Annotated in this window: 18 protein-coding genes; 11 read left to right on the top strand and 7 right to left on the bottom strand. The window is 72.2% G+C overall.

What is annotated here, in order from left to right; genetic code table 11:
- Positions 1 to 1,419, bottom strand: a complete 1,419-nt coding sequence (locus tag ACIRS1_RS26265) for a glycosyltransferase family 2 protein (RefSeq protein WP_402844227.1) — start codon at positions 1,417 to 1,419, stop codon at positions 1 to 3.
- A gap of 437 nt (positions 1,420 to 1,856) precedes the next feature.
- Here ACIRS1_RS26265 and ACIRS1_RS26260 point away from each other — a divergent pair, with 437 nt between their 5' ends.
- The 3 genes from ACIRS1_RS26260 (at position 1,857) to ACIRS1_RS26250 (ending at position 6,605) form a co-directional block, all read left to right on the top strand.
- Positions 1,857 to 3,080, top strand: a complete 1,224-nt coding sequence (locus tag ACIRS1_RS26260) for a ricin-type beta-trefoil lectin domain protein (RefSeq protein ID WP_402844072.1) — start codon at positions 1,857 to 1,859, stop codon at positions 3,078 to 3,080.
- Positions 3,081 to 3,163: 83 nt separating this feature from the next.
- Positions 3,164 to 4,582 carry a LamG-like jellyroll fold domain-containing protein gene (locus ACIRS1_RS26255; RefSeq protein WP_402844069.1) on the top strand — a complete coding sequence of 473 codons (1,419 nt, stop codon included), beginning with the start codon at positions 3,164 to 3,166 and terminating at the stop codon, positions 4,580 to 4,582.
- 154 nt (positions 4,583 to 4,736) lie between these two features.
- Positions 4,737 to 6,605 carry a hypothetical protein gene (locus ACIRS1_RS26250; RefSeq protein ID WP_402844066.1) on the top strand — a complete coding sequence of 623 codons (1,869 nt, stop codon included), beginning with the start codon at positions 4,737 to 4,739 and terminating at the stop codon, positions 6,603 to 6,605.
- Between the two features lie 34 nt (positions 6,606 to 6,639).
- Here ACIRS1_RS26250 and ACIRS1_RS26245 read toward each other — a convergent pair whose 3' ends face one another.
- Positions 6,640 to 7,134 carry a GNAT family N-acetyltransferase gene (locus ACIRS1_RS26245; RefSeq protein ID WP_402844064.1) on the bottom strand — a complete coding sequence of 165 codons (495 nt, stop codon included), beginning with the start codon at positions 7,132 to 7,134 and terminating at the stop codon, positions 6,640 to 6,642.
- A 492-nt stretch (positions 7,135 to 7,626) separates the two neighbouring features.
- On the opposite strand from ACIRS1_RS26245, the gene ACIRS1_RS26240 reads away from it, so the two are divergent.
- On the top strand, positions 7,627 to 8,589 hold the full coding sequence (locus tag ACIRS1_RS26240; protein WP_360204400.1) for a helix-turn-helix domain-containing protein: 963 nt from the start codon (positions 7,627 to 7,629) through the stop codon (positions 8,587 to 8,589).
- A gap of 67 nt (positions 8,590 to 8,656) precedes the next feature.
- Here the strand turns inward: ACIRS1_RS26240 and ACIRS1_RS26235 are convergent, their stop codons facing one another.
- The 4 genes from ACIRS1_RS26235 to ACIRS1_RS26220 all read right to left on the bottom strand — a co-directional run bounded on the left by ACIRS1_RS26235 (position 8,657) and on the right by ACIRS1_RS26220 (position 12,579).
- On the bottom strand, positions 8,657 to 9,442 hold the full coding sequence (locus tag ACIRS1_RS26235) for a histidine phosphatase family protein (protein ID WP_402844061.1): 786 nt from the start codon (positions 9,440 to 9,442) through the stop codon (positions 8,657 to 8,659).
- Between the two features lie 155 nt (positions 9,443 to 9,597).
- Positions 9,598 to 11,211 (bottom strand): monocarboxylate uptake permease MctP, encoded by a 1,614-nt coding sequence (mctP, locus tag ACIRS1_RS26230; protein ID WP_402844058.1) that lies wholly within the window; start codon positions 11,209 to 11,211, stop codon positions 9,598 to 9,600.
- Positions 11,208 to 11,474: a DUF3311 domain-containing protein gene (locus ACIRS1_RS26225; protein WP_402844055.1), complete on the bottom strand. Its 267-nt coding sequence runs from the start codon at positions 11,472 to 11,474 to the stop codon at positions 11,208 to 11,210. Before ACIRS1_RS26225 ends, mctP begins: the two co-directional genes overlap by 4 nt.
- A 313-nt stretch (positions 11,475 to 11,787) precedes the next feature.
- On the bottom strand, positions 11,788 to 12,579 hold the full coding sequence (locus ACIRS1_RS26220) for a GntR family transcriptional regulator (protein ID WP_360204409.1): 792 nt from the start codon (positions 12,577 to 12,579) through the stop codon (positions 11,788 to 11,790).
- Positions 12,580 to 12,916: 337 nt separating this feature from the next.
- Here ACIRS1_RS26220 and ACIRS1_RS26215 point away from each other — a divergent pair, with 337 nt between their 5' ends.
- The 7 genes from ACIRS1_RS26215 to ACIRS1_RS26185 all read left to right on the top strand — a co-directional run bounded on the left by ACIRS1_RS26215 (position 12,917) and on the right by ACIRS1_RS26185 (position 22,710).
- Positions 12,917 to 14,212, top strand: a complete 1,296-nt coding sequence (locus tag ACIRS1_RS26215) for an extracellular solute-binding protein (protein WP_360204412.1) — start codon at positions 12,917 to 12,919, stop codon at positions 14,210 to 14,212.
- A 90-nt stretch (positions 14,213 to 14,302) separates the two neighbouring features.
- Positions 14,303 to 15,328 (top strand): carbohydrate ABC transporter permease, encoded by a 1,026-nt coding sequence (locus ACIRS1_RS26210; protein ID WP_387907333.1) that lies wholly within the window; start codon positions 14,303 to 14,305, stop codon positions 15,326 to 15,328.
- On the top strand, positions 15,325 to 16,152 hold the full coding sequence (locus tag ACIRS1_RS26205) for a carbohydrate ABC transporter permease (RefSeq protein ID WP_396317219.1): 828 nt from the start codon (positions 15,325 to 15,327) through the stop codon (positions 16,150 to 16,152). The genes ACIRS1_RS26210 and ACIRS1_RS26205 overlap by 4 nt, the downstream gene beginning before the upstream one ends.
- Positions 16,153 to 16,211: 59 nt before the next feature.
- Positions 16,212 to 17,711, top strand: coding sequence for a glycoside hydrolase family 3 protein (locus ACIRS1_RS26200; RefSeq protein WP_402844225.1), 1,500 nt, complete (start codon positions 16,212 to 16,214; stop codon positions 17,709 to 17,711).
- A 431-nt stretch (positions 17,712 to 18,142) separates the two neighbouring features.
- Positions 18,143 to 19,438: an extracellular solute-binding protein gene (locus ACIRS1_RS26195; RefSeq protein ID WP_360204854.1), complete on the top strand. Its 1,296-nt coding sequence runs from the start codon at positions 18,143 to 18,145 to the stop codon at positions 19,436 to 19,438.
- A gap of 195 nt (positions 19,439 to 19,633) precedes the next feature.
- Positions 19,634 to 20,686, top strand: a complete 1,053-nt coding sequence (locus tag ACIRS1_RS26190) for an SIS domain-containing protein (protein ID WP_402844050.1) — start codon at positions 19,634 to 19,636, stop codon at positions 20,684 to 20,686.
- Positions 20,687 to 21,189: 503 nt separating this feature from the next.
- The gene (locus ACIRS1_RS26185; protein WP_360204422.1) at positions 21,190 to 22,710 is read left to right on the top strand and encodes a PAS domain-containing sensor histidine kinase; all 1,521 of its coding nucleotides are present in this window, start codon (positions 21,190 to 21,192) and stop codon (positions 22,708 to 22,710) included.
- Positions 22,711 to 23,253: 543 nt separating this feature from the next.
- Here the strand turns inward: ACIRS1_RS26185 and ACIRS1_RS26180 are convergent.
- Positions 23,254 to 23,505, bottom strand: coding sequence for a WhiB family transcriptional regulator (locus ACIRS1_RS26180; RefSeq protein WP_014138019.1), 252 nt, complete (start codon positions 23,503 to 23,505; stop codon positions 23,254 to 23,256).
- Between the last annotated feature and the right edge of the window lie 144 nt (positions 23,506 to 23,649).

The raw sequence follows: 23,649 nt of genomic DNA, 5'->3' as shown, positions 1-23,649 counted from the left end.
TCACACGGCTTCCGTCGGTCGCGGCTGGACGAGGACCCGGCCGACGATGGTGGCGTAGAACAGACCGGACGCGAGGACGAGCGTGAAGTTCAGCGGGCCCATCGTGAGCATCCGCCAGATGCCGAGGCCCACCCAGAGGACGGCCGTCCCGCCGCTCCAGACGATCATGCCGATCCAGAAGCGGCGGGTCTTGTTCCGCTTGGCGCCGGTGGAGCCGGTCGGCTGCCAGGCCATCCGGTTGCGCCGCAGGATGTCCCAGATGGCGAAGACGTGCGCCCAGCCGTACATCATCCGGGCGGCCCAGGCCTCCAGCCGGTACGGGTTGCGGTGCCAGAGCGGGAAGACGACCGTCGCGTAGAGCAGGCCGGGCAGCACCAGCAGGGTGTTCTGCCAGCGGATCAGGTCGGGTCTCGCCAGCAGCAGCACGATCGGGATGAGCGGGGAGACCAGGGTGAACAGTGCCGTGTGGATGTAGTAGAAGAACCCGGACAGGTAGCAGGCCCGGGTGACCGGCCGCAGTCTGGTCGTCCAGAACTTGCGGCTGCCCAGCAGGCTCATCGACCCGGTGCACCAGCGGTACTGTTGGTTGAAGAAGCCGCCGACGTTGTCCGGGCAGACGCCGGTCGCCAGGGCGACGGGCACGTACTGCAGGTCCCAGCCGAGCCGGCGCAGGTCGAAGCCGGTGTGCACGTCCTCGGAGTGCCCGATCAGCGTGGTGCCGCCGTTCTCCTCCAGGGCGGCCCGCCGGTAGACGGCGCAACTGCCCACGCAGATGGCGCCGTCGTTGCGCTGCCGGGACACCTGCACGGTGCGGTAGAACAGCTCCTGGACGGCGCCGGCGCCGCGCTCGATCCAGTTCTGGCTGTCCAGGATGCGGAAGAACTGCGGGGACTGGATGATGCCGAGGCGCGGGTTGGCCGCCATGTACGGGAGCATCTCGGTCAGCAGGTCCGGCCTGGGCGCGAAGTCGGCGTCCAGGATGAGGATGTACTCGCTGTCGGAGTTGCGGAAGCCGAACTGCAGGTTCCCGGCCTTCTTGAACCAGCCCAGCTTGTTGCGGGTGCCGTACACGAACTCGAAGTCGACGGCCATCTGGGCGAGTTGCGGGCTGTTGCTGTCGTCGAGCACGTAGGGCGTGACCTCGCCCGGGTACTGGTCGCGCAGCCGGGCGACGTGGGTCCAGGTGTTGTGCAGGACCTCGATCGGCTCGCCGGCCACCGGCAGGAAGACGTCCACGGTCGGGTACCGCTCCGGGGACCAGTCCCGCACCAGCGCGCGGTGCGCCGCGAGGTCGAAGGTCTCGTTGAAGCCGTGCACCCAGCGGGATATCAGGTAGTAGACGATCGTGAAGGCCAGCGGCGGCACGAACAGGAAGAACCACGGCGTCGCGCCGAGCAGGCCGACCTCACTGGCCACCATGCACGCGAAGCTGACCAGGGAGAAGCAGGTCAGGATCCACAGCCGGCTGCGGGCGTAGGAGTACTTCTCGGTGTTGTCCGGCGGCTGCGGCAGCAGGCCCCACTGGGTGCGGGCGGCCGGGTCCCGGCGCGCGCGGCGCCGCGATCCGGGTGCCTGGCGGCTGCCCGCGAGTCGGGTGCCCTCGGTGACAGTCACGTGGCTCTTCTCCCCCGGAGGCCGTAATCGATGTGAACCTGACCCGCCCGCCGGCCGTTGTCCGACGGGCCGAGCGGGGGACGGAGGGATCGTACGGGACCGGCCGCGCCGGGGCCGATCCCCCCTCGTCCGGCGGCCGTCCGGAACCGATTCCGGGTTCCGGTCGTGATCTGGACCGAGTGCGGGCGGAGCACATGTGTACGGTTTCCGCCCAGCGATCGAGGACGGTACGGGGAAGAGTGATGAGCATCGTGGACGGTATGGCCGGCCGGCCGGCGCGGGGGCTGCGGGCGGTCGTCGCGGTGTGCGCGGCCGCCGCACTCCTGGCCGGCTGCGGCGGCGGGGCCCGGGTGGCGGCGCAGCCGTCGGCCGGACCGCAGTCGTCCGCGCCCGCGCAGCCGGGCCTGTGCTCGACCGCGCAGCTCCCCTTCCCCAAGCTGCCGGTCGACGGCGGGACGAAGATCCTCGAACCCAACCCGTGGAACACCGCCGGGACGGTCTGTCTGGACGCCTCCGGGGACACCGGTTTCACGGTCACCCAGGTGCGCGACTTCGTCCCGCGCAACCCGCTGGCCCCGGGCGCCTACCCGAACATCTCCACCGCGCCCGGCGCGAGCGGACTGCCCGTCCCGGTCAGCGCGCTCGGCGACGCCACGGCCGACTGGGACGCCAACGGCCGGGTGAGCGGCTCCTTCAACCTGTCCTTCGACCTCTGGTACGGCTCCAGCCCGGACAACTGCCTGCCGGGGGAGAGCGCGGAGGTGATGGTCTGGCTGGACGCCACCGACAACGTCCGCCCGGCCGGCAGACAGGTGACGGACGCCCAGAGCATCGGCGACACCGCCTACAACGTGTTCGAGGCGCCGATCACCGGCCCGCACAGCGTCATCAGCTACGTGCGCACCGCCCCCACGCACACCACCCGCGGCCTCAACCTGCGGCTGTTCACGGCCGACGCGATGGCGCGGGGGTACGTGCCGAAGGGCTCCTACCTGTGCCGGGTGCAGGCCGGCTTCGAGATCTGGACCGGCGGCACCGGCCTGCGCAGCGAGTCCTTCGCCTTCCACAACCGGGTCGGCCTGCCGGCTGGCGAGATCCCGGCGGGGGCTCCCGGGACCTGCCTGCGGCACGGCGGCGGCGGGCCGGCGGGCAGCCCGGTGACCGTCGGGGCCTGCGGGGACCAGGCGGTGTCGACCAACTGGACGGTCGGCAACGACGGGTCGGTGCGCGGCGGGGCGGCCTGCCTGGTGCCGGGCGACCGCGGCGGCGTGACGATGGCCGAGTGCACCGGAGGGTCCGGGCAGCGCTGGGTGGCCGGGGCCGGCCAGCGCCTGCAGCACCAGGACTCGGGGCTGTGCCTGTCGACCGCGGGGGGCGTTCTCACGGACGGCACGACGGCCGCCCTCAGGCCCTGCGCCGACGCGGTGTCACAGCGCTGGCGGCTGCCGTACAACGGGCAGGCGTAGCGGTCGGCGCGGGGCCGGGTGACGGGCCGGGCCCGCGCACCCCCCATGGGCGGGAAGGGGCCGATGCCCTAGCATTCCCCACCATGAGCGATCGACCGGTACCGAGTGGCGAGCCGGGGCAGCCCGCCGGAACGCCACCGCAGCAGGCACCGGCCGGAGGGGCCCAGGCCCCCGGTCTGCCGCCGCAGTCCCCGAGTGGTGCGTTCGGCCCCGCCGACGGGTTCGGGCCGCCGGGTGGTGCGCCCCAGTACCAGCCGCAACCGCAGCCGCCGCAGGTGACGCCGCGTCCGTTCTCCCAGCCGGTGCCGCTGGTCCCGCAGCCGGGCCAGGCCGGCCCGCAGCCCGTGCAGCCGCAGGCGGTGCAGCCGGGGCCGGTCCAGCCGGGCCCGGTGGCGCCCGCCGCCGTCCAGCCGGGGCCGGCGGCCGCGCAGGCCGGTCCGCAGGCGGTGCAGCCGATACCCGTGCAGGCCGGCCCGCAGCCGGTTCAGCCGATACCCGTGCAGGCCGGCCCGGCCGGTCCGGCGTGGCCGCAGCAGACCGGCTTCCCGCCGGCGCAGCCGACCGTCGGCAGCACGCCGGACTGGGAGGCGCTGGCGGCGCGGAACGAGAAGGACGCCAAGCGCCGCCGCCGGGTCAAGCTGATCGGTGCGGTGACGGCCGTCGTGGTGGTGGCCGCGGCCGGCGCCGGGTACGTGCTGCTCACCAAGGGCTCCAAGGACGGCAACGGCCCGACGGCCTCCGGGCCGAGCACCGCCGCGGTGAGCACGTCGGCCTCCGCGCCGGCCTCCGGATCGGCCGCGCCGACCGCGTCGGCGAGCGGCCCGGTCAAGGGCATCGACAGCCCGCCGACCGTCGGCAGCCTCCCGGCGACCAAGGGCGCCGTCGCGCTGGGCCTGGGCTCCGACGCCAAGACGGGCTCGGCACCCGGCTACTCCGGGCAGGTCCTCAAGCTGCCCAGCGGCCAGAACTCCTTCGCCCAGAGCGCCTCCCAGGTCGTCGACGTCAGCAACAGCTTCACCGTCTCCGCCCGGGTCCTCGTCGACGTCCCGAACGGCAACCGCAGCGCGGTCAGCCAGGGTGACGGCCAGTACTACTCGTACTCGCTGGGCCGGGCCAACAACAACGGGCACGACCTCTGGTACTTCAAGGTCCAGGTGCCCGGCGGCGGTTCGGCGGTGGCCTGGTCCAAGGGCGACGCCACCGTCAACCAGTGGGTCGTGCTGACCGGGGTGTACGACGACCCCTCCGGCCAGATCACCCTGTACGTCAACGGCGCCCCACAGGCCTCCGCGAAGTCCCCCGGCGTGCCGCCCAGCGGCGCCAACACCCTGCAGATCGGGCGGCTGAGCTCCAACTCGCAGTGGAGCGACCCGTGGCACGGCGCCGTCGCCGACGTCCAGACCTGGGGTCAGACGCTGCCCGAGGCCGACATCGTCAAGGTCGTCGCCGGCCCGAGCTCGCCGCCGGCCACCCCGCCGGCGGCGGCCTGGCTCACCGGCTGAGCCCCCGGCCGCCGACCGCCGGGCCGAGCGGGCCCGGCACCGCCCGGCAGCCGCCCGGAACCGCCCCCGCGGCGGCGGCTGCCGCGCGCCCCGGAACACGCCGCGCCCCGCGCGCGGACCGGGCACGACAGTCCCAGACCGAGGAGCAGTACTGATGAGCGCGGACGGCCGCTGGCTCCGGCCCGAGTCCACCCGGCGGCCCGTCCTGGTGCCCGCGGGGGCCCGGCCGGCCCCGGGTGCCGGCCCGGCCGGGCGCGGGGCCGCCGCACCGGCGCAGCCGTCCCCGGCCGACCGCCGGCGCCGCAGGCCCGCCGCACCCCGGGTGCCGCACCCCCCGCGCCCCGCGCTGCGGGCGGACTGGCTGCCGTTGCTGGCCGTCCTGCTGGTCCAGGGCGCGCTGTCGTACCACCTGATCCTCAGCAACACCGCCTTCATCGACGAGGGCACCTACATCTACGCGGGCTACCAGGAGATCGCGAACCTGACGCACGGCACCCCGGTGGCGACGTACGAGACCTTCTTCTCCGGCTCCCCGCTGATCTACCCGGTCGTCGTCGCGCTGGCCGACATGGCCGGCGGGCTGACCGGCACCCGGCTGCTCAGCCTGGCCTTCATGCTCTCCGCCACCGTGGCCGTCCACCTGACCACCCGGCGGCTGCACGGCTCGCTCGCGGCCAGCGGCGCCGCGGCGGCCTTCGCCGCGCTCGGACCCACCCAGTTCCTGGGCGGGCTGGCCACCTACGACGCGATGGCCCTGGCGGTGCTCGCCTGGGCCGGCTACCTCGCGGTGCGCTCGGCCACCGGCGGCGGGTACCCGAGCCTGGTGGGCTCCGGCCTGCTGCTGGCGCTGGCCGGCTGCACCAAGTACGCGGCGCTGCTGTGGGTCCCGGTGGTGGTCGGGGCGGCGGTGCTGGCCGGCCCGGGCGGGTCGCTGCGCGCCTGGACGCGCTGGCGGCGGGGCGTGCTGGTCCTGTCCGCCTTCGTGGTGGCGGTCGCCGCGGCGGCCCTGCTGGCCGGTGAGCGCTACGTCGACGGCTTCAACCACACCACGCTGCAGCGAGCCCCGGGCCACGACGCCTACTCCTACGTGGCCGGGGAGGCCGCCCGGTGGGTCGGCCCGCTGCTGGTGGTCGCCCTGGTCGGAGTGGTGCTGCAGCTGGTGGTGGCGCGCCGGCGCGGCGGCGACGGCTGGCCGGCGTTCTGGCTGGCGGCGCTGCTGCTGGTGGCGGGGCTGCTCGCCCCGGTGAACCAGATCCGCATCCACACCTGGCTGTCGCTGCAGAAGCACGTCGACTTCGGCGCCTGGTTCGCCTGCATCGTGGTGGGCGCGGTGCTGGCCCGGGCGGTGCTCTGGCTGCGGCGGCGCCTCCACCTGGTGGCGGGGGTCGTGGCGGCCGCCCTGGTGGTCGGCCCGCTGGCCTGGGAGGGGGCGGCCCAGGGCCGGGAGATGTACGGCGAGTGGTCGAACTCGGAGTCCTTCGTCGCCGCGCTGGCGCCGTACATCGCCAAGGGCGACGCCCGGTACCTGGTGGAGAACTACAACGTCCCCGCGTACTACCTGCGCGAGCAGGCTGACTGGCAGCAGTGGCACGACCTGGTGGCGGTGTTCCGCCGGGACCCGGACACCGGCCAGCAGCAGTCCGGCGTGCCCGCCATCCAGGCCGGGATCACGGCGCACGAATGGCAGGTGGTGGTCCTGGACTTCACCCAGACCGGTGCCACCGACAAGGCGATCCAGCCCACCCTGAAGGCCGCCGGGTACCGGGTGGTCACCGTGGTGAAGAGCGGGGAGCACGGCCGGTACACGATCTACGTGGCGCCGGGGTACGACAAGCAGACCGGGGCGGACAAGAAGGCGGCGGACCCGAAGGCCGCCGACCCGAAGGCCACCGCCGATCCGAAGGCGGCGTCCGACAGGAAGCCGGCCGCGGACCCGAAGACCGCCGACCCGAAGACCGCCGACCCGAAGCCGAGTTCGGACCCGAAGCCGACGTCGACGCCGACGCCCGACAGGAAGGGGTGACCGGGCCGCCGGAGCCCCGCCGCGGCCGCGCCGCTCAGAAGGCTTTCGTGTAGACCATCAGGTCCATCCCCGGGTACGGGGCCCAGTCGCGTTCGGGGGTCCGGAGGAAGCCGGTGCGCTCGTAGACGCGGTGGGCGGCGGTCATCTCCGGGCGGGTGGAGAACGCCATGCCCGCCAGGCCGAGTTCACGGCTGCGGGCGAGGGCGGCGCGGACCAGGGCCTCGCCGACGCCCCGGCCACGGGCGGCCGCCGCGGTGGCGAGCATCCGGATCTCGCCCTCGCGCGGGGTGGCGATGTCCGCCCACTCGGTGCCGCCGACGGCGAAGGTCACGCAGCCGAGGACTCGCCCCCCGGCCAGGTCGACCGCGACGAGGAGCTCGGCCTCCCGGGCGCGCCGGGGGGCGTCGCGCAGCAGGTCGACGTAGCCGCTCTCGGGCGAGGTGTAGCCGTCGCCGACGAAGGCCTCGACGGTGATGCGGCCGGCGTCGTCGAGGTCCTCCGGGAGGGCCTGGCGGATGAGGATGTCCATCCGGCCAGTGTGCCGGAGCCGTGCGGGGTGGTGATCTCGGGGGTGGAACGGACCGGGAGGGTGGCCGGGTCCGCGGAGGGGCGCAGCGAGGCGGCCGGCATCGTGCCGTACAGCCGGTCCGCCCGGTGGTGGTCGGCCGGGTAGCCGCCCGGGCGGTGCCAGTTGTCGCGGCCGGTGGCGGCGCCGCGGGCGACGTCCCGGCCGATCAGCAGGCCGAGCAGGCCGAACCCGCCGACGGCCCCGGCCAGTCCCAGTGCGCTCGCGAGAGTGTCGGTGTCCATGGGGTCCACTCTGGTCGGGCCGTCCGGCGATCACGAGTGGCAGGAACGCCCGATTGCCTCGAAATCCTGCCACCGCCGTTTCCGGGCCCTCCGGCGGTGCGTCCCTCCGGCGGTGCGCCCCTCCCCGGTGCGCCCGGCCCTGCGCGCACCGGCCGTCCGGGGCCGGACCCGGCCTTCCCCGGGCGGTGCCCGTCGGGGCATCCTGGTCGGCATGCTGAAGAACGTGGTCGCGGTGGTGCTGGAGGAGATCCACCCCTTCGAACTCGGCGTCGCCTGCGAGGTCTTCGGCCTCGACCGCACCGCCGAGGGCCTGCCCGGGTACGACTTCGCGATCGCCGGGGTCCGCCCCGGGCCGCACGCGACCCACGCCGGCTTCGCGGTGGACGTCCCGCACGGCCCGGAACGGCTGGCCGGCGCGGACCTGGTGGTGGTCACCGCGTCGGCGATCCGCCGGGAGTACCCGGAGCCGCTGCTGGAGGGGCTCCGCTCGGTGGTCGAGTCCGGCGGCCGGGTGCTGTCGATCTGCAGCGGTGCCTTCGTGCTCGGAGCCGCCGGGCTGCTGGACGGCCGCCGCTCCACCACCCACTGGCGGTACAGCGAGGACCTGGCCCGGCGCTTCCCGCGGACCACGGTAGAACCGGACGTGCTGTACGTGGACGACGACCCGGTGATCACCTCCGCCGGGACGGCCGCCGGCATCGACGCCTGCCTGCACCTGGTGCGCAAGGCGCAGGGCGCCGAGGTGGCCCGGGGGATCGCCCGCCGGATGGTGGTGGCACCGCACCGGGAGGGCGGCCAGGCCCAGTTCGTCTGCCGGCCGCTGCCCGGGGGCGACGGGGACTCGCTGGCCCCGCTGCTCGACTGGATGCGCCACCACCTGGAGCGGGACTGCACCGTCGAACAGCTGGCCGCCCGGGCCCACATGTCCCCGCGCACCTTCGCCCGCCGCTTCCAGCAGGAGACCGGCACCACCCCGCACCGCTGGCTGACCGGGCAGCGGGTGCTGCTCGCCCAGCGGCTGCTGGAGTCCACCACCGAGCCGGTGGACGCGATCGCCGTGCGCTGCGGCTTCGGCAACGCGGCCACCCTGCGGCACCACTTCGCGCGCCGGCTGGGCACCACGCCGCTCGCCTACCGGCGCTGCTTCGCCGGGCCGGGGGAGTGGGAGGACTGACCTCCCGCGGGCCCCGGCCCCGGCCCCGGCCCCGGCCCCGGCCCCGGCCCGCGATCCGGGCGGCCGGTCAGTCGGCGGCCAGGTGGTCGACGGTGTTCCAGCGGTCCGGGCGCAGCCGCCCGTCCTGGGCGCGCCAGAGGCTGGTGGAGCAGTTGTGCACCGGCCCGAGGGCGGTGAGCTGGTCCTCGGTGAGCCGGTCCACCGCGTAGCGCAGCATCAGCACCGTGCAGTCGTGCGCGACCAGCAGGACGGGCCGTCCGGCGTCCTCCTCGCAGACGTCCCGCAGCAGGCTGCGCACCCGCAGCGCGACGTCGGCCCAGGACTCGCCGCCGGGCGGGCGGTAGTACAGCTCGCCCATCTTGCGCCGGCGGGCGGCCTCCTCGGGGTGCTTGGCCTCGATCGCGGCCCGCGGCAGCATCTCCAGGACGCCGAGCTCGCGGTCGCGCAGCCGCTCGTCGTAGCGCACGGGGAGCGCGACCGGGACGGCGCCGAGGCCGGCGGCCTGGGCGAGCGCGATCCGGGCGGTCTCGGTGGTGCGCACGTACGGCGAGCACCAGACGCTGCGCGGGCGGTCGGCGCTGGGCAGGGCGGCCCACCAGCGGCCGAGCGCCTGTGCCTGCTGCTGGCCGTGCAGCGACAGGGGGATGTCGGCGTCCCGGCAGCTGATCGGGACGCTGAGCGCTCCGGCGGCCTCGGCGAGCTGGAACTCGACGTTGGCGGTGGACTCGCCGTGCCGGGTGGCGATCAGCACGGACGGCAGCCGGGTGGCCGCCGCGGGGCGGTGGGCGGAGAGGTGGTGCGGGCTCTGGGCTGACTGGTGCTGGCCGTTGAGGGTGGTGCCGAGTTCTGCCATGGCGGCGTGCTCCCCGTGGGTCGATCAGTTGCCGGCCGGTTGCCGGTCCGGTCTGGTGGTGCCCTGCGAAGGCGGCTGTTCATACATATGATCGCGCCGCCTTCTCCAGTGTTCACGGAGAGGGCGGCGCGGTCACAGGGCGCGTGCGGCGCGAATCAGTGCGCCGCTACGGGCTCCGGCGCGTTCCTCAGCTCGTCGTCGCCGGCCTCGGCGCCGTAGTCCGAGGGACTGGTCTCGTCCGGGCCCACGGGCGCCTTGACGGCCCGCAGCACCAGGGTGAGCGCCACCGCGACGGCCAGGTTCAGCGCGAAGGCGGTCAGCCCGATGTAGCCGATCTCGCCGATGCCGGGGATCTCGGCCGCGTTGCCGCCGAAGTGCTTGGTGGCCGGGCTGGCGATCCCGTACGCCTTCCAGGTGCCGTAGGCCATGCCGGCCGCCCAGCCGGCGAACAGCGCCCAGTGGTGGAACCACCGGGTGAAGAGGCCTCCGACGATGGCCACGAAGGTCTGCAGGATCCACAGGCCGCCGAGCAGCTGCAGGTTGATCGCCGCCTGCTTGTCCATGCCGAGGACGAACACCAGGGCGCCGACCTTCACCAGCAGCGAGACCAGCTTGGCGATCCGGGTCTCGTCCGCCGGGGTGGCGGTGGGCTTCAGCCACTCCTTGTAGACGTTGCGGGTGAACAGGTTGGCCGAGGCGATGGACATGATGGCGGCCGGCACCAGGGCGCCGATCCCGATCGCGGCGAAGGCCACGCCGGTGAACCAGTCCGGGAACATGTCGGCGAACAGCTGCGGCACCGAGAGCTGGGAGTTGAACTTCTTGTCGCCCTTGCCGACGCCGGCCGCGATCGCCATGAAGCCGAGCAGCGCCAGCAGGCCCAGCATCAGCGAGTACGCGGGCATGATCGCCATGTTGCGCCGCACGGTGTTGCGGGACTTGGACGCCAGTACGCCCGTCACCGAGTGCGGGTACATGAACAGCGCCATCGCCGAGCCCAGCGCCAGCGTCGCGTACGTCCACTGCTTGTTGTCCGGGACGGTCAGCGAGCCGGCCGCCTTGGGGGCGCTGAACTTCTGCGCCGCGGCGTCGAAGATGTGCCCGTAGCCGCCGAGCCGGATCGGGATGTAGATCACCGCGACGATGATCACGATGTAGATCAGGGCGTCCTTGACGAAGGCGATCAGCGCCGGGGCGCGCAGCCCGGACGAGTAGGTGTAGGCGGCCAGCACGCCGAAGGCGATGAACAGCGGCAGGTCCTTGACGAACCAGTTGGCGTTCTCGCCGCCGCCGACGCCCAGCACGTCGAGCACCGCCTGGATGCCGACGAGCTGCAGCGCGATGTACGGCATGGTGGCCAGGATGCCGGTCAGCGCGACGACCAGGGACAGCGGCCGGGAGCCGTACCGGCCGCGCACGAAGTCGGCCGGGGTGACGTACCCGTGCACCCGGGAGACCGACCAGAGCCGGGGCAGGAAGAGGAAGACCAGCGGGTAGGCGATGATCGTGTACGGCACCGCGAAGAAGCCCGCCGCGCCGGTCGCGTAGACCGCGGCGGGGACGGCGACGAAGGTGTAGGCGGTGTAGAGGTCCCCGCCGAGCAGGAACCAGGTGACCCAGGTCCCGAAGCTGCGGCCGCCCAGGCCCCACTCGTCCAGGTGCGCCGCGTCGTCGGCCCGGCGCCAGCGCGAGGCGAGGAAGCCCATCACGGTGACCAGGGCGAAGAACAGCACGAAGACCACGAGGGCCGTCACGTTGACGTCCTTCATCGCGCGCCACCCGCCTTCCGCACGGCCTTGCGGGCCTTCTCGTCCCGGTTGATCAGCAGGTACGCCGCGACGGTGAACACCGCCGAGACCGGCACCCAGAGCAGCTGGTACCAGTAGAAGAACGGCACCCCGCCGACGCCCGGGTCGGTCTTGTCGTAGGAGGACACCCAGAGCATCGCGACGATCGGCACGAGCAGGGCGAGCGCGGCCAGCACCCGTTCGGGCGTCACGGCCGGCACCGGGGCACCGGGTGGCTCGGGCATGACAGGTTCGGTGGCATCGAGGTCAGACGGCATCTTCGGCTCCGCTCCGGAGGGTTCTCCCCGTCGGCGCCGCAGCCCCGGGGACGCCGCACACCCCCGTGAGCCCGCCGAGCAGCACCATCGGTGATCAGCAGTCAGTACGGCTGCGCAATCTAGAGCATGACGTGATCCATGTCACCGGGGTTGCCGGAACTTCCCGCCATCCGGACGGCGCGAACCCGCATTCGGCCGGAAACGGGCAGTCGGAAGCGCGAAAGGGCACCGGCGCGCGGGTCGCGCGCGCCGGTGCCCGTGGTGCGAAGGGGGAGCGCGGTTACTCCGGGCGCTTCAGGCGGGTGATGAACTTGTACCGGTCGCCGCGGTAGATCGAGCGGACCCACTCCACCGGGGCGCCGTCGGCGTCGAAGGAGTGCCGGGAGAGCTGGAGCATCGGCAGGCCGAGGTCGGAGCCGAGCAGGCCGGCCTCGCGCGGGTCGGCCAGGGTGGTCTCGATGGTCTCCTCGGCCTCGGCCACGGTGACCCCGTAGACCTCGCGCAGCGCCGCGTACAGCGAGTTGTGCTTGGCGAGGTTGCGGCGCAGCGCGGGGAAGCGCTTGGCGGAGAGGTGGGCGACCTCGATGGCCATCGGGTCGCCGTTGGCCAGGCGCAGGCGCTCGATCCGCAGCACCCGGCCGCCGGGCTTGATGTCCAGCAGCGGGGCGAGCCGGTCGTCGGCGGTGATGTAGCCGATCTCGATCAGCCGCGAGGTGGGCTCCAGGCCCTGGGCCCGCATGTCCTCGGTGTAGGAGGTGAGCTGGAGGGCCTGGGCGACCTTGGGCTTGGCGACGAAGGTGCCCTTGCCCTGGATGCGCTCCAGGCGGCCCTCGACGACCAGCTCCTGCAGGGCCTGGCGGACGGTGGTGCGCGAGGTGTCGAACTGGGCGGCCAGCGCGCGCTCCGGCGGGACGGGGGTGCCGGCCGGCTGGGTCTCGGTGAGCTGGAGGAGGTGGCGCTTCAGTCCGTAGTACTTGGGGACGCGCGCGGTCGGGTCGGTGCCGGCGTGCGCCGGGAGGTTCTTCACCTCGGGGTCGTTGACCTGGGCGGTGGATCCCCCGTCGCTGCTCATCGGACCTGTTCTCCCGCTTCTCGCGGGGCCTTTGCGGGCCCCGCCACATAGTTAACGGGTCACATCGTTGCATGTATGGCTACGGAACGAATACCTCATCACGCGATGAACGATGTGCGGTGTCGGCTTGATAACGGGTGGTCCGGATCGGTCGGAAGGCCGTTGACAGGCCCATTGGTCTAGGCCAAGCTCCAGGCATCTGGTCTACACCACTAGGCCGGACACTACGAATCCCCCCACCCGTTCGAAGGGGTCCGCGGCACCTTTCCCCCCGCTTTGTGTGGGTCTGCCGCTGCCGCCCGACGGGGGTAACCCAGGCATCCCTCAGGAGGATGGCGTGAAGCGTCAGCTCATCGCGGCGGTCGGCGTCGCAGCAATGGTCGTCGGCCTGGCGGCTTGTGGCTCGGACGGCAAGAAGGGCGGCGACAGCGCCGGTTCGAGCTCGTCGGCCGCGGCGGGTGCCAAGAACTACAGCGGCAAGACGCTGAAGGTGTGGCTGATGACCGGCTCCGCCCCGAAGGGCTGGACCGACGCGGTCAAGACCGAGTTCGAGACCACCTACCCGGGCTCCAAGGTCGACTTCCAGATCCAGGAGTGGGACGGGATCGGCCAGAAGATCACCGCCGCGCTGTCCGAGGGCTCGGTCGACGTCCTCGAGCTCGGCAACACCCAGACCGCGGGCTACGCGGCCTCGGGCGGTCTGCTCGACCTCACCAAGGACAAGGCCGCCCTGGGCGGGGCCGACTGGGCCGCCAACCAGAACGAGGCCGCCGTCCTCGAGGGCAAGCAGTACGCCGCCCCGTGGTGGGTCTCCAACCGCGTGGTCGCCTACAACAAGGACCTGTGGGCCAAGGCCGGCCTCTCCGCCGCCCCGAAGACCCTGGACGAGTTCTACGCCGACCTGGACAAGCTGAAGGCCACCGACGGCGTCGCCGACCCGATCTACCTGCCCGGCCAGGAGTGGTACACCTACTTCGGCCTGCTCACCGGTGAGGGCGGCAAGATCGCAAAGAAGGACGGCGACAAGTGGGTCGGCGGCCTGTCGTCCCCCGAGGCGCAGAAGGCCTTCGAGACCTACAAGAAGCTGCAGGGCTACTCGGTCTCCGGTCCGAAGGACAAGGACGAGGCCACCCCGCAGCAGAAGGACGTCTTCGGCAAGGGCAACGTCGGCGCCATGATCGCCCTCGGCTGGGAGCTCCCCGCCGAGAAGGACATGCCCAAGGACAAGATCGGCTTCTTCCCGCTCCCGGGCAAGACCGCCGACAAGCCCTCCGGCGTCTTCCTCGGCGGCTCGAACCTGGCGGTCGCCAACGCCAGCAAGAACTCCGACATGGCCAAGGACTTCCTGAAGGTCGCCCTTAACGACAAGAACGAGGGCCTGGTCGCCGCGGCCGGGAACATCCCGAACAAGGCCTCGCTGAACGGCCAGATCACCGGTGACTTCGCGAAGGCCGCCCAGACGGCCGCCGCGGTCGGCGCCATCACCCCGAACACCCCGAACTGGGCCAGCGTCGAGGACAAGCCGAACCCGATCAAGGAGTTCCTGACCGCCGTGCTGCAGGGCGGCGACTACGCGGCCACGGCCAAGAAGTACGACGACGAGATCGCCAAGCGGCTCAACCAGAAGCAGTAAGCACTGAGCGGCGTCGCTCACCGGCCCCCGGCGGGGGGCCGGTGGGCGGCGCCTGTCCGTCGTGGTTCGGGTTGTGAGGAAGTGAGAACGATGGCTGTGCATTCGGAGCGGGTGCAGACACGGTCCCCGGAGCCAGGGACGACCGCCGTGGCCGGGATCGGGACAGGTGCCGCGGGCGCCGGCGGCGGCACCCCGCGGAAGGGTGCCAGACCCGCGGACGGACCGGGGCTCGGTGCGCGCCTGGCGCCGTACCTGTTGCTGCTGCCGGCCACCGTGGCGACCCTCGCCCTGCTGGGCTGGCCGCTGCTCAAGACGGTCCTGCTGTCGTTCCAGAACCTCAACCGGCGCCAGCTGGTCCAGCACCTCACCGAGTGGAACGGCTTCGACAACTACAAGGAGCAGCTGACCGACCCGGACTTCTGGGCGGTCACCGGGCGCACCGTCGCCTTCACCCTGGTGAACGTCGTCCTGATCATGGGCGGCGGCACCCTGATCGGCCTGCTGCTCAACCGCCTCGGCAAGCGGATGCGGCTGGTCCTGTCGATCGGGCTGCTGATGGCCTGGGCGATGCCCGTGGTCGCCGCGACCACCGTCTACACCTGGCTGTTCGACCAGCAGTGGGGCGTCGTCAACTGGTTCCTGGACAAGCTCGGCTGGCACTCGATGGCCGACTACAACTGGATGAGCGACCAGTACTCGACCTTCTTCGTGGTCATCCTGCTGATCGTCTGGCAGTCCATCCCGTTCGTGGCGTTCAACATGTACGCCGGCCTGACGACCATCCCCAAGGAGCTCTACGAGGCCGCCCGGATGGACGGCGCCGGCCCGTTCAAGATCTTCGGTTCGGTGGTCTTCCCGAGCCTGAAGCCGTTCTTCCTGGCCACGACCTTCCTCGAGGTCATCTGGGTGTTCAAGGCCTTCACCCAGGTGTACGCGATCAACGGCGGCGGCCCCGAGAACCTGACCCGGACGCTGCCCGTGCACGCCTTCCTGGAGGGTTCCTCCGGCCAGCACTACGGGGTCGGCTCCGCGATCGCGGTGCTCACCATCCTGATGCTGGGCGTGCTGATGGCGTACTACTTCCGGATCATGATCAAGCAGGAGGACGAGCTGTGAGGCGCTCGCTCATCGGACGTACCTGGCCGAACGTGATCGCGGTCGTCCTCTTCGTCTTCTTCATCTTCCCGGTCTACTGGATGGTCGCGACGGCCTTCAAGCAGGACCGCGACATCATCAGCAAGACCCCGGTCTTCATCCCGTTCGACGGGACCCTCGACCACTTCACCACGGCGGTCGACGCGCCCAACTTCTGGACGTACGTGGGCAACAGCTTCATCGCGACGGTCGGCGCGGTGCTGATGTCGCTGGTGATCGCGACGCTCGCGGCCTTCGCCATCGCCCGGATGAGGTTCCGCGGCCGCAAGGCCTTCGTGCTGGTCGTGATGGTCGCGCAGATGGCGCCGTGGGAGGTCATGACCATCGCGGTCTACATGATCTCGCGCGACAACGAGATGCTGAACAGCCTCGTCCCGCTCACCGTCTTCTACATGATGATGGTGCTGCCCTTCACCATCTGGACGCTGCGCAGCTTCATCGCCGCGGTGCCGAAGGAGCTGGAGGAGTCCGCCATGGTGGACGGCTGCACCCGCTCCCAGGCCTTCGTGAAGGTGATCTTCCCGCTGCTGGCCCCCGGTCTGATGTCGACCTCGCTGTTCGGCTTCATCACCGCGTGGAACGAGTTCCCGCTCGTCCTGATCCTCAACAAGGAGGAGGGCAAGACCCTCCCGCTCTGGCTCTCCTCCTTCAAGACGGCGTTCGGCAACGACTGGGGCGCCACGATGGCCGCGTCGACGATGTTCGCCATCCCCGTGCTGATCCTGTTCGTCTTCCTGCAGCGCAAGGCGGTCGGCGGACTGACCGACGGCGCCGTGAAGGGCTGAGAAACGTGAGCATCCTCGTCCCCGCCGTCCCGGACAGCGACCAGCTGCACCGCGACGCCATGACCGTCCTGCAGCCCGGCTTCGTCGGCACCGAGCCGCCGAAGTGGGTGCGCCGCCACCTCGCCGCCGGGCTCGGCTCGGTGGCCCTGTTCGACCGCAACGTGGTCGACCTCGACCAGCTCGCCGCGCTCACCTCGGCGCTGCGGGCGGAGAACCCCGACCTCCTCATCGCCATCGACGAGGAGAGCGGGGACGTCACCCGCCTGGAGGCCGGCTCCGGCTCCTCGTGGCCCGGCAACCTCGCGCTCGGCGCGATCGACGACCCGGCGCTGACCCGGGACGTCGCCCGCGAGCTCGGCCGGGCGCTGGCCGCGGCCGGCGTCAACTACAACTGGGCGCCCACCGCGGACGTCAACTCCAACCCGCGCAACCCGGTGATCGGCGTCCGCTCCTTCGGCGCCGACCCGGAGCTGTGCGCCCGGCACACCGCCGCCTGGGTGGAGGGCCTGCAGTCGGCCGGCGTGGCCGCCTGCTCCAAGCACTTCCCCGGCCACGGCGACACCGCGGTCGACTCGCACCACGGCCTGCCGGTCATCGACGTCGACCTGGACGTGCTGCGGGCCCGTGACCTGATCCCGTTCCAGGCGGCGATCGCGGCCGGCACCAAGGCCGTGATGACCGCGCACATCATGATCCCGGCGCTCGACCCCGAGCTGCCGGCCACCCTGAGCCCGACCGTGCTGCGCGACCTGCTGCGCGCGGCCCCGGCCGACGGCGGCCTCGGCTACCAGGGCCTGATCGTCAGCGACGCCATCGAGATGGGCGCCATCGCCGACACCTTCGGGATGGGCCGGGGCACCGTGCTGGCGCTGGCGGCCGGTGCGGACGCGATCTGCGTCGGCGGCGGGCTGGCCGACGAGGAGACCGTGCTGATGCTGCGCGACGCCATCGTGGCGGGCGTGCGGTCCGGCGCGCTGGCCGAGGACCGGCTGGCGGACGCCGCCGCCCGGGTCCGCGCGCTGGGCACCTGGGGCCGGATCTCGGCTCAGGGCGAGCGGCCGGAGCCGGACCTCGCGGTGGGCCTGCGGGCCGCCCGCCGGGCGCTGAAGGTGGTCCGCGCGCCGGGCCGCGAGGTGCTGCCGGTGACGGAACGGCCGTTCGTGGCCTCGTTCTCGGACGAGCCGAACATCGCGGTCGGCGACGTCACCCCGTGGGGCGTGGCCGGCATGCTGGCCGACCGCTTCCCCGGTACCCGCACCCGGGAGGTCTCGGCCGTCGACGCCGCCCCCGGGCGGCTGGACGCGCTGGTCGCCGAGCTGGTGGCGGGCGCCGAGGGCCGCCGGCTGGTGCTGGTGGTCCGGGACGCGCACCGGCACGGCTGGATGTCCGCCGCGCTGGGCCGCCTGGTCGCGGCCCGGCCGGACGCCATGGTGGTCGAGATGGGGCTGCCGCAGTCCGAGCCGGTCGGTGCGCTGCACGTCGCCACCCACGGCGCCGCCCGAGTGTGCGGGCTGGCGGCCGTCGAGGTGCTCACCGGGCAGCCGGGAGCGATCGGCTGAGAACGCGTCAGGACGTCACCCGGCCGTGCCGGGGGCGTCCGCCCACGGGCCCGTCATGCGCATGTCGCATGGCGGGCCCGTCCCGTTTCCCCCTGCTTCCACCTGTGGACTCCCCGGGTGACGGTGTTCCCTCAAGCAGGCCTTAAATCCGCCTTAAGTCCCACTTAGGGTGACGGCCCGGCGACTGATCGCCACGCGGTACAACGGCTCTGCAACGGCCTTGGCGGAAGGGCCATTTGGCCGTTGACACCGCCATTGGTCTAGGCCAGAGTCCAGTCATCCGGTTCGAATTTCAACCTCACCGGATGTGGTATCGGCCCTCCCCGAAGCTCCTCGCCCTGCCCGGATCCTCCGCTGCGGGCGCCATCACGCTGCCGGCGGGCAACACGGCTCTAACACCCTCGGAGGATGGCGTGACGAAGCGTCAGCTCATGTCCACGTTCGGCATCATGGCACTGGCGGTCGGGCTGACGGCCTGCTCCTCGTCCGGTTCCCCGTCGGCGGACGGCGAGGGCGCCTCCACCGGCGCGAAGACCGCGAGCGGCACCGTCACCGTCTGGCTGATGGACGACGCCCAGAAGAACTGGCCGGACCTCGTCCAGCGGGTCAACGACGAGTTCGCGGCGCGGTACCCGAACGTCACCCTCAAGCTCTCGTACCAGGGCTGGGCGGACAAGGTCTCGAAGTTCGACAAGGCGCTCGCCGACGGCAGCGCCCCCGACGTCGTCGAACTGGGCAACACCGAGACCATGAAGTACGTGCTCTCCGGCGCCCTGGCGGCCGTCGACCGGACCACCTTCGACAACTCCGACAGCTGGATCAAGGCGCTCGCCAACACCTGCACCTACCAGGACAAGCTCTGGTGCGTGCCGTACTACGCCGGCGCCCGGGTCGCCATCTACAACTCCGCCGCCTTCCAGCAGGCCACCGGCAGCGCGGAGTTCCCCAAGACCGAGACCGAGCTGACGGCCGCGCTGGACAAGGTCGCCGACCGGAACAAGGCCGACCGGACCTTCTCCCCGCTCTACCTGCCCGGCCCGTACTGGTACGCCGCGATGAGCTACGTGGCGGCGTTCGGCGGCAGCATCGCCAAGTTCGACAGCTCCGGCAACTGGCACGGCACCCTGCACGACGCCAAGTCCCAGCAGGGCATCAGCCACTTCATCGACCTGGTCCGCAAGTACAACAAGGGCGACCTGTCGGTGAACGAGCAGAACCAGTTCGAGTCGATGGCCCGCGGGCACGCGGCGTCCTTCTACGGCAACGGCTTCGAGTCGGCCAGCGTGTTCGCGCCGGTCACCGGCGACCCGAGCCTCAAGGACGCGGTCAAGGTGGCCACCATGCCCGGCCCGGACGGCAAGCCGCTGCCCACTTTCATCGGCGGCTCGGACCTCGCGGTCACCGCCAAGTCCGCGCAGGTCGCGCTCGCCACCGACTGGGTGCGGATGTTCACCAGCACCAAGTCCCAGCAGGCGCTGGCCGACAAGGACATCCTGCCGAACAACCTCACCCAGCTGAACCCGCTGAAGAACAAGCCCACCACCGCGGCCGCGGCCAACGCGGTGCCGGACGCCTGGTTCACGCCGCTGGCCCCGGGGTGGGGCGCGGTCGAGAAGCAGAAGATCCTGCCCGACATGCTGACCTCGATCCTCAAGGGCAAGTCGGTGGACCAGGCCACCAAGGACGCCGACGCCGCGATCGACCAGCTGATCAACAACCCCTCCTGACGCCCCGGCCGCCGTCCGGGCGCCCCTCCACCCGCCCCGGGGGAGGGGCGCTCGCGCGTGCCCGGCGGGGGCGGCCACCGTAGGATTGCCGCAGGAATCACCACCGCAGCGAGTGTGCGGACTCGCCGCCGTAGAGGGTCCCCGTCGGGCGACTGCCCGGTCGGGGTCGAACCATCTCATCGGAGGCACATCCAGATGTCCGACACGCAGACTGTCCCCGGCCGGATCATGGCGGCGGAGATGGCCGAGCAGCCGGCCGTCCTCCAGCGCATCCTCGACGAGGGCGCCCCGAAGATCCGCGAGATCGCGGCCGAGATCGCCGCCCGCAACCCGCGCTTCGTCCTGCTGACCGCGCGCGGCACGTCCGACAACGCGGCCCTGTACGCCAAGTACCTGATCGAGATCCTGCTCGGCAAGCCGGCCGGCCTCACCTCGATGTCCACCACCACCGCGTACGGTGCCCGGCCCGACCTCACCGACGTGCTGGTGATCACCGTCAGCCAGTCCGGCGGCTCGCCGGACCTGGTGGCCTCCACCAAGGCCGCCCGCGAGGCCGGCGCGATCACGCTGGCGGTCACCAACAACGCCGCCTCGCCGCTCGCCGAGGTGTCCGAGTTCCACATCGACGTGCTGGCCGGCCCGGAGAAGGCGCTGCCCGCCACCAAGACCTACACCGCCGAGCTGCTGGCGCTCTACCTGCTGGTCGAGGGGCTGCGCGGCGGCGACTCCTCGGCCGCCGAGGAGCTGCCCGCGCTGGCCGCCGGCGTGCTGGCCCGGCAGGCCGAGGTGAAGGCGCTGGCCGAGCGCTACCGCTTCGCCCAGCGCCTGGTCATCACCTCGCGCGGCTACGGCTACCCGACCGCCCGCGAGGCGGCGCTGAAGCTGATGGAGACCACCTACATCCCGGCCTCCCCGTTCTCCGGAGCCGACCTGCTGCACGGCCCGCTGGCCATGGTGGACAACGTCTCGCCGGTCATCGCGATCGTCCCGGACGGCAAGGGCGGCGAGGCCCTGCAGCCGGTGCTGGACCGCCTGCGCGGCCGCGGCGCGGACCTCGTCGTGATCGGCCAGCGGCCGCAGGTGGACGCCGCCTCCGCGGGTTTCGCGCTGCCCTCCGGGGTGCCGGAGGAGGTCCAGCCGATCCTGGAGATCCTGCCGCTGCAGCTGCTGGCGTACGAGGTCACCATCGCCCGCGGCCAGGACCCGGACGCCCCGCGCGCCCTGGCCAAGGTCACCGAGACGCACTGACCGGCGCCGGCCGGCACCGGCCGTACTGACCGGCGCCGAACGGCTCGGGCCCCGTCCACAGCCTGTGGACGGGGCCCGAGCCGTTCGAGCGGCGGAGCGGGGCTCCGGCGGGGGAGTCCCGCTCCGCCGCACCCGGGGGCGGCCGGAAAGCACTACGGGCCACGGCGCCGACACGGGACCCTCAACCCGTGCGGCACCGCAGCCCGGAGCTGTCGTCGGTCGCCGGGGTCGATCGAGAACTGTGCGGGGTCCTCGCTCGGCGGCGTCCGACCGAGGAAAGGCCTCGCGCGGTCAGGGCAGTTGCGCGGTGGGCCTCTCCTTGGTGCTCATTCATTGTGGACTAGACCAATCTCGGTTGTCCAGGCCTCCCCGAAAATTGGTCTGGACAACTCGGGTCGACCGGTTCCGCCGCAGGCCGGCCGCGCGACACGGCCCCGGTCCGCCCCCGGTCCGCCTCCCGGTCCGCCGCGCCCAGCCCGCACCCGCGGCGATACGCTCGCCATGTGCCCTCGCTGAACGAACTCGTCCGCCGCCACACCACCCTCACCGGGGCCGACGTGGAATGGCTCCACATGCTGGTCTCGGAGTGGCAGCTGCTCTCCGACCTCTCCTTCGCCGACCTCGTCCTGTGGATCCCCACCTGGGACGGCATCCGCTACGTCTCGGTGGCGCAGATGCGGCCCAACACCGGGCCCACCTCCTACCAGGACGACATGGTCGGCCACCTCGTCCCGCGCGGCCGCCGCCCGCTCCTGGACGCCGCCTTCGACGAGGGCCGGATCGTGCGCGAGGGCGACCCCGAGTGGCGCGAGGAGGTGCCGGTGAGGGTGGAGTCCATCCCGGTCCGGCGCGAGGGCAAGGTGCTCGGGGTGATCGCCCGCAACACCAACCTGCTCACCGTCCGCACCCCCAGCCGGCTGGAGCTCACCTACCTCCAGAGCGCCTCCGACCTGGCCCAGATGATCGCGGCCGGCGCCTTCCCGTTCCCCGGCATCGAGCAGGCCGACATGGACGCCGCGCCGCGGGTCGGCGACGGCCTGATCCGCCTGGACGCGGACGGCATCGTCACCTACGCCAGCCCCAACGCCCTCTCCGCCTACCACCGCCTGGGGCTGACCACCGACCTCGTCGGCAGCCATCTCGGCCGGGCCACCGCCGACCTCGTCCCGCCCTCCCGGGCGGCCGTGCACGAGGCGCTGGTGAAGCTGGCGAGCGGCTGGGCGCCGCGGCAGACCGAGGTGGAGGCGCAGGGCGGAGTGGTGACGGTGCGGGCGATCCCGCTCAAGCCGAAGGGCACCCTCACCGGATCGCTGGTGCTCTGTCGGGACGTCACCGAGCTGCGGCGCCGCGACCGCGAGCTGATGACCAAGGACGCCACCATCCGGGAGATCCACCACCGGGTGAAGAACAACCTGCAGACCGTCGCGGCGCTGCTGCGCCTGCAGTCCCGCCGGATGGAGTCGGAGGCCGGCCGGGCCGCGCTGGACGAGGCGGTGCGCCGGGTCGGCTCGATCGCGATCGTGCACGAGACGCTCTCCCAGGCGCTGGACGAGCAGGTGGCCTTCGACGAGATCGCCGACCGGGTGCTGGCGATGGCGATGGAGCTGTCCCAGGACGGACGGGTCGCCACCCGCCGCAGCGGCAGCTTCGGCATCCTGTCCGCGGAGGTCGCCACCCCGTTGTCGATGGTGCTGACCGAGCTGCTGCAGAACGCGCTGGAGCACGCCTTCGGCCCGACCGCCTCCGGGAACCTGGAGGTGAGCGCACTGCGCGGACGGGCCCCGGCGACGGGGATGGGCTGGTCGGACAGCTGGAACGGCGGCGCCCGGCCGGAGGAGTACCTGCTGATCACCGTGCAGGACGACGGCCGCGGCATGCCCGAGGGGTTCGACCCGAAGACGGCAGGCAACCTCGGCCTGCAGATCGTCCGCACGCTGGCGACCGGTGAGCTGGGCGGCACCTTCGACATGGTGGCCGGACCGAACGGCGGCACCAAGGTGATCCTGGAGATCCCGGTCCGCTGACCGGCCGTCCCGACCTCCGCGTTCCGGCTGCCGCGTTCCGGCTGCCGCGTCCGGCCGGTGCACTCCGGCCGGTGCACTCCGGCCGGCGCACCCGGGCCGATGTGCTCCGGCCGGCGGGTTCAGGCCGCCACGGGTCGGTGCGTCGGGGAGTGCGGCGGGGGCGCGCATCCGGCCCGGGCGCCGGGTCCGCACCCCACGCGCCCCGGGACGGCGCACCCGTCCGGGTGCGGAAACAGAAACGAGGCCCTGTCGACCGGGGGGGGTGGGTCGACAGGGCCTCTCAACCCGTTCCGGCCGTCGGGGGGAGTCGGCCGGAACGGGGGCTCTGGGTAGCGACACCTCGCCGGTGCGTTGCACACGGTGAGCGCCACAGCTCCACAATATTGCTCTAAGTGAACAGTATCAAGTGTCTGGGGCGGTCCGGTGTCGCGGGACCTCGCGAGGCAAGGTCCTTTGTGCGGAAGGCTTCACCAGGAGGTGCAGGGAAGCCTTTGATCATGTGTCGATCGGTGCTGCGGTTACCGCTGGTACTACGGCGTGTGATCAGGCGGTGCGGGCGCGGTTGCGGGCGGCACGGCGCTTCATCGCGCGACGCTCGTCCTCGCTCATGCCGCCCCAGACGCCGGCGTCCTGGCCGGTCTCAAGAGCCCACTGCAGGCACTGCTCCATGACCGGACAGCGGCGGCACACGGCCTTGGCTTCCTCGATCTGCAGCAGAGCAGGACCGGTGTTCCCGATCGGGAAGAACAGCTCCGGGTCCTCTTCGCGGCAGACAGCGCGGTGGCGCCAGTCCATGGTCGTCCAACTCCTCCTGCCGGCGGGGGTCACCCGATCGGCATAATCGATGGCTTGTGAATGTGAACGCTTTCACGAATCCCGCAACAGCAAAAGAGACCAAAGGCCCGCCGGGGCCCGGGTGGTCTGTGCTGGGGAGGGATT

It is taken from the genome of Kitasatospora sp. NPDC101176 (assembly GCF_044768035.1).
Taxonomy (GTDB): domain Bacteria; phylum Actinomycetota; class Actinomycetes; order Streptomycetales; family Streptomycetaceae; genus Kitasatospora.
The sequence above is the reverse complement of the archived record's forward strand: the minus strand, read 5'-3'. Positions and strand labels throughout refer to the sequence as shown.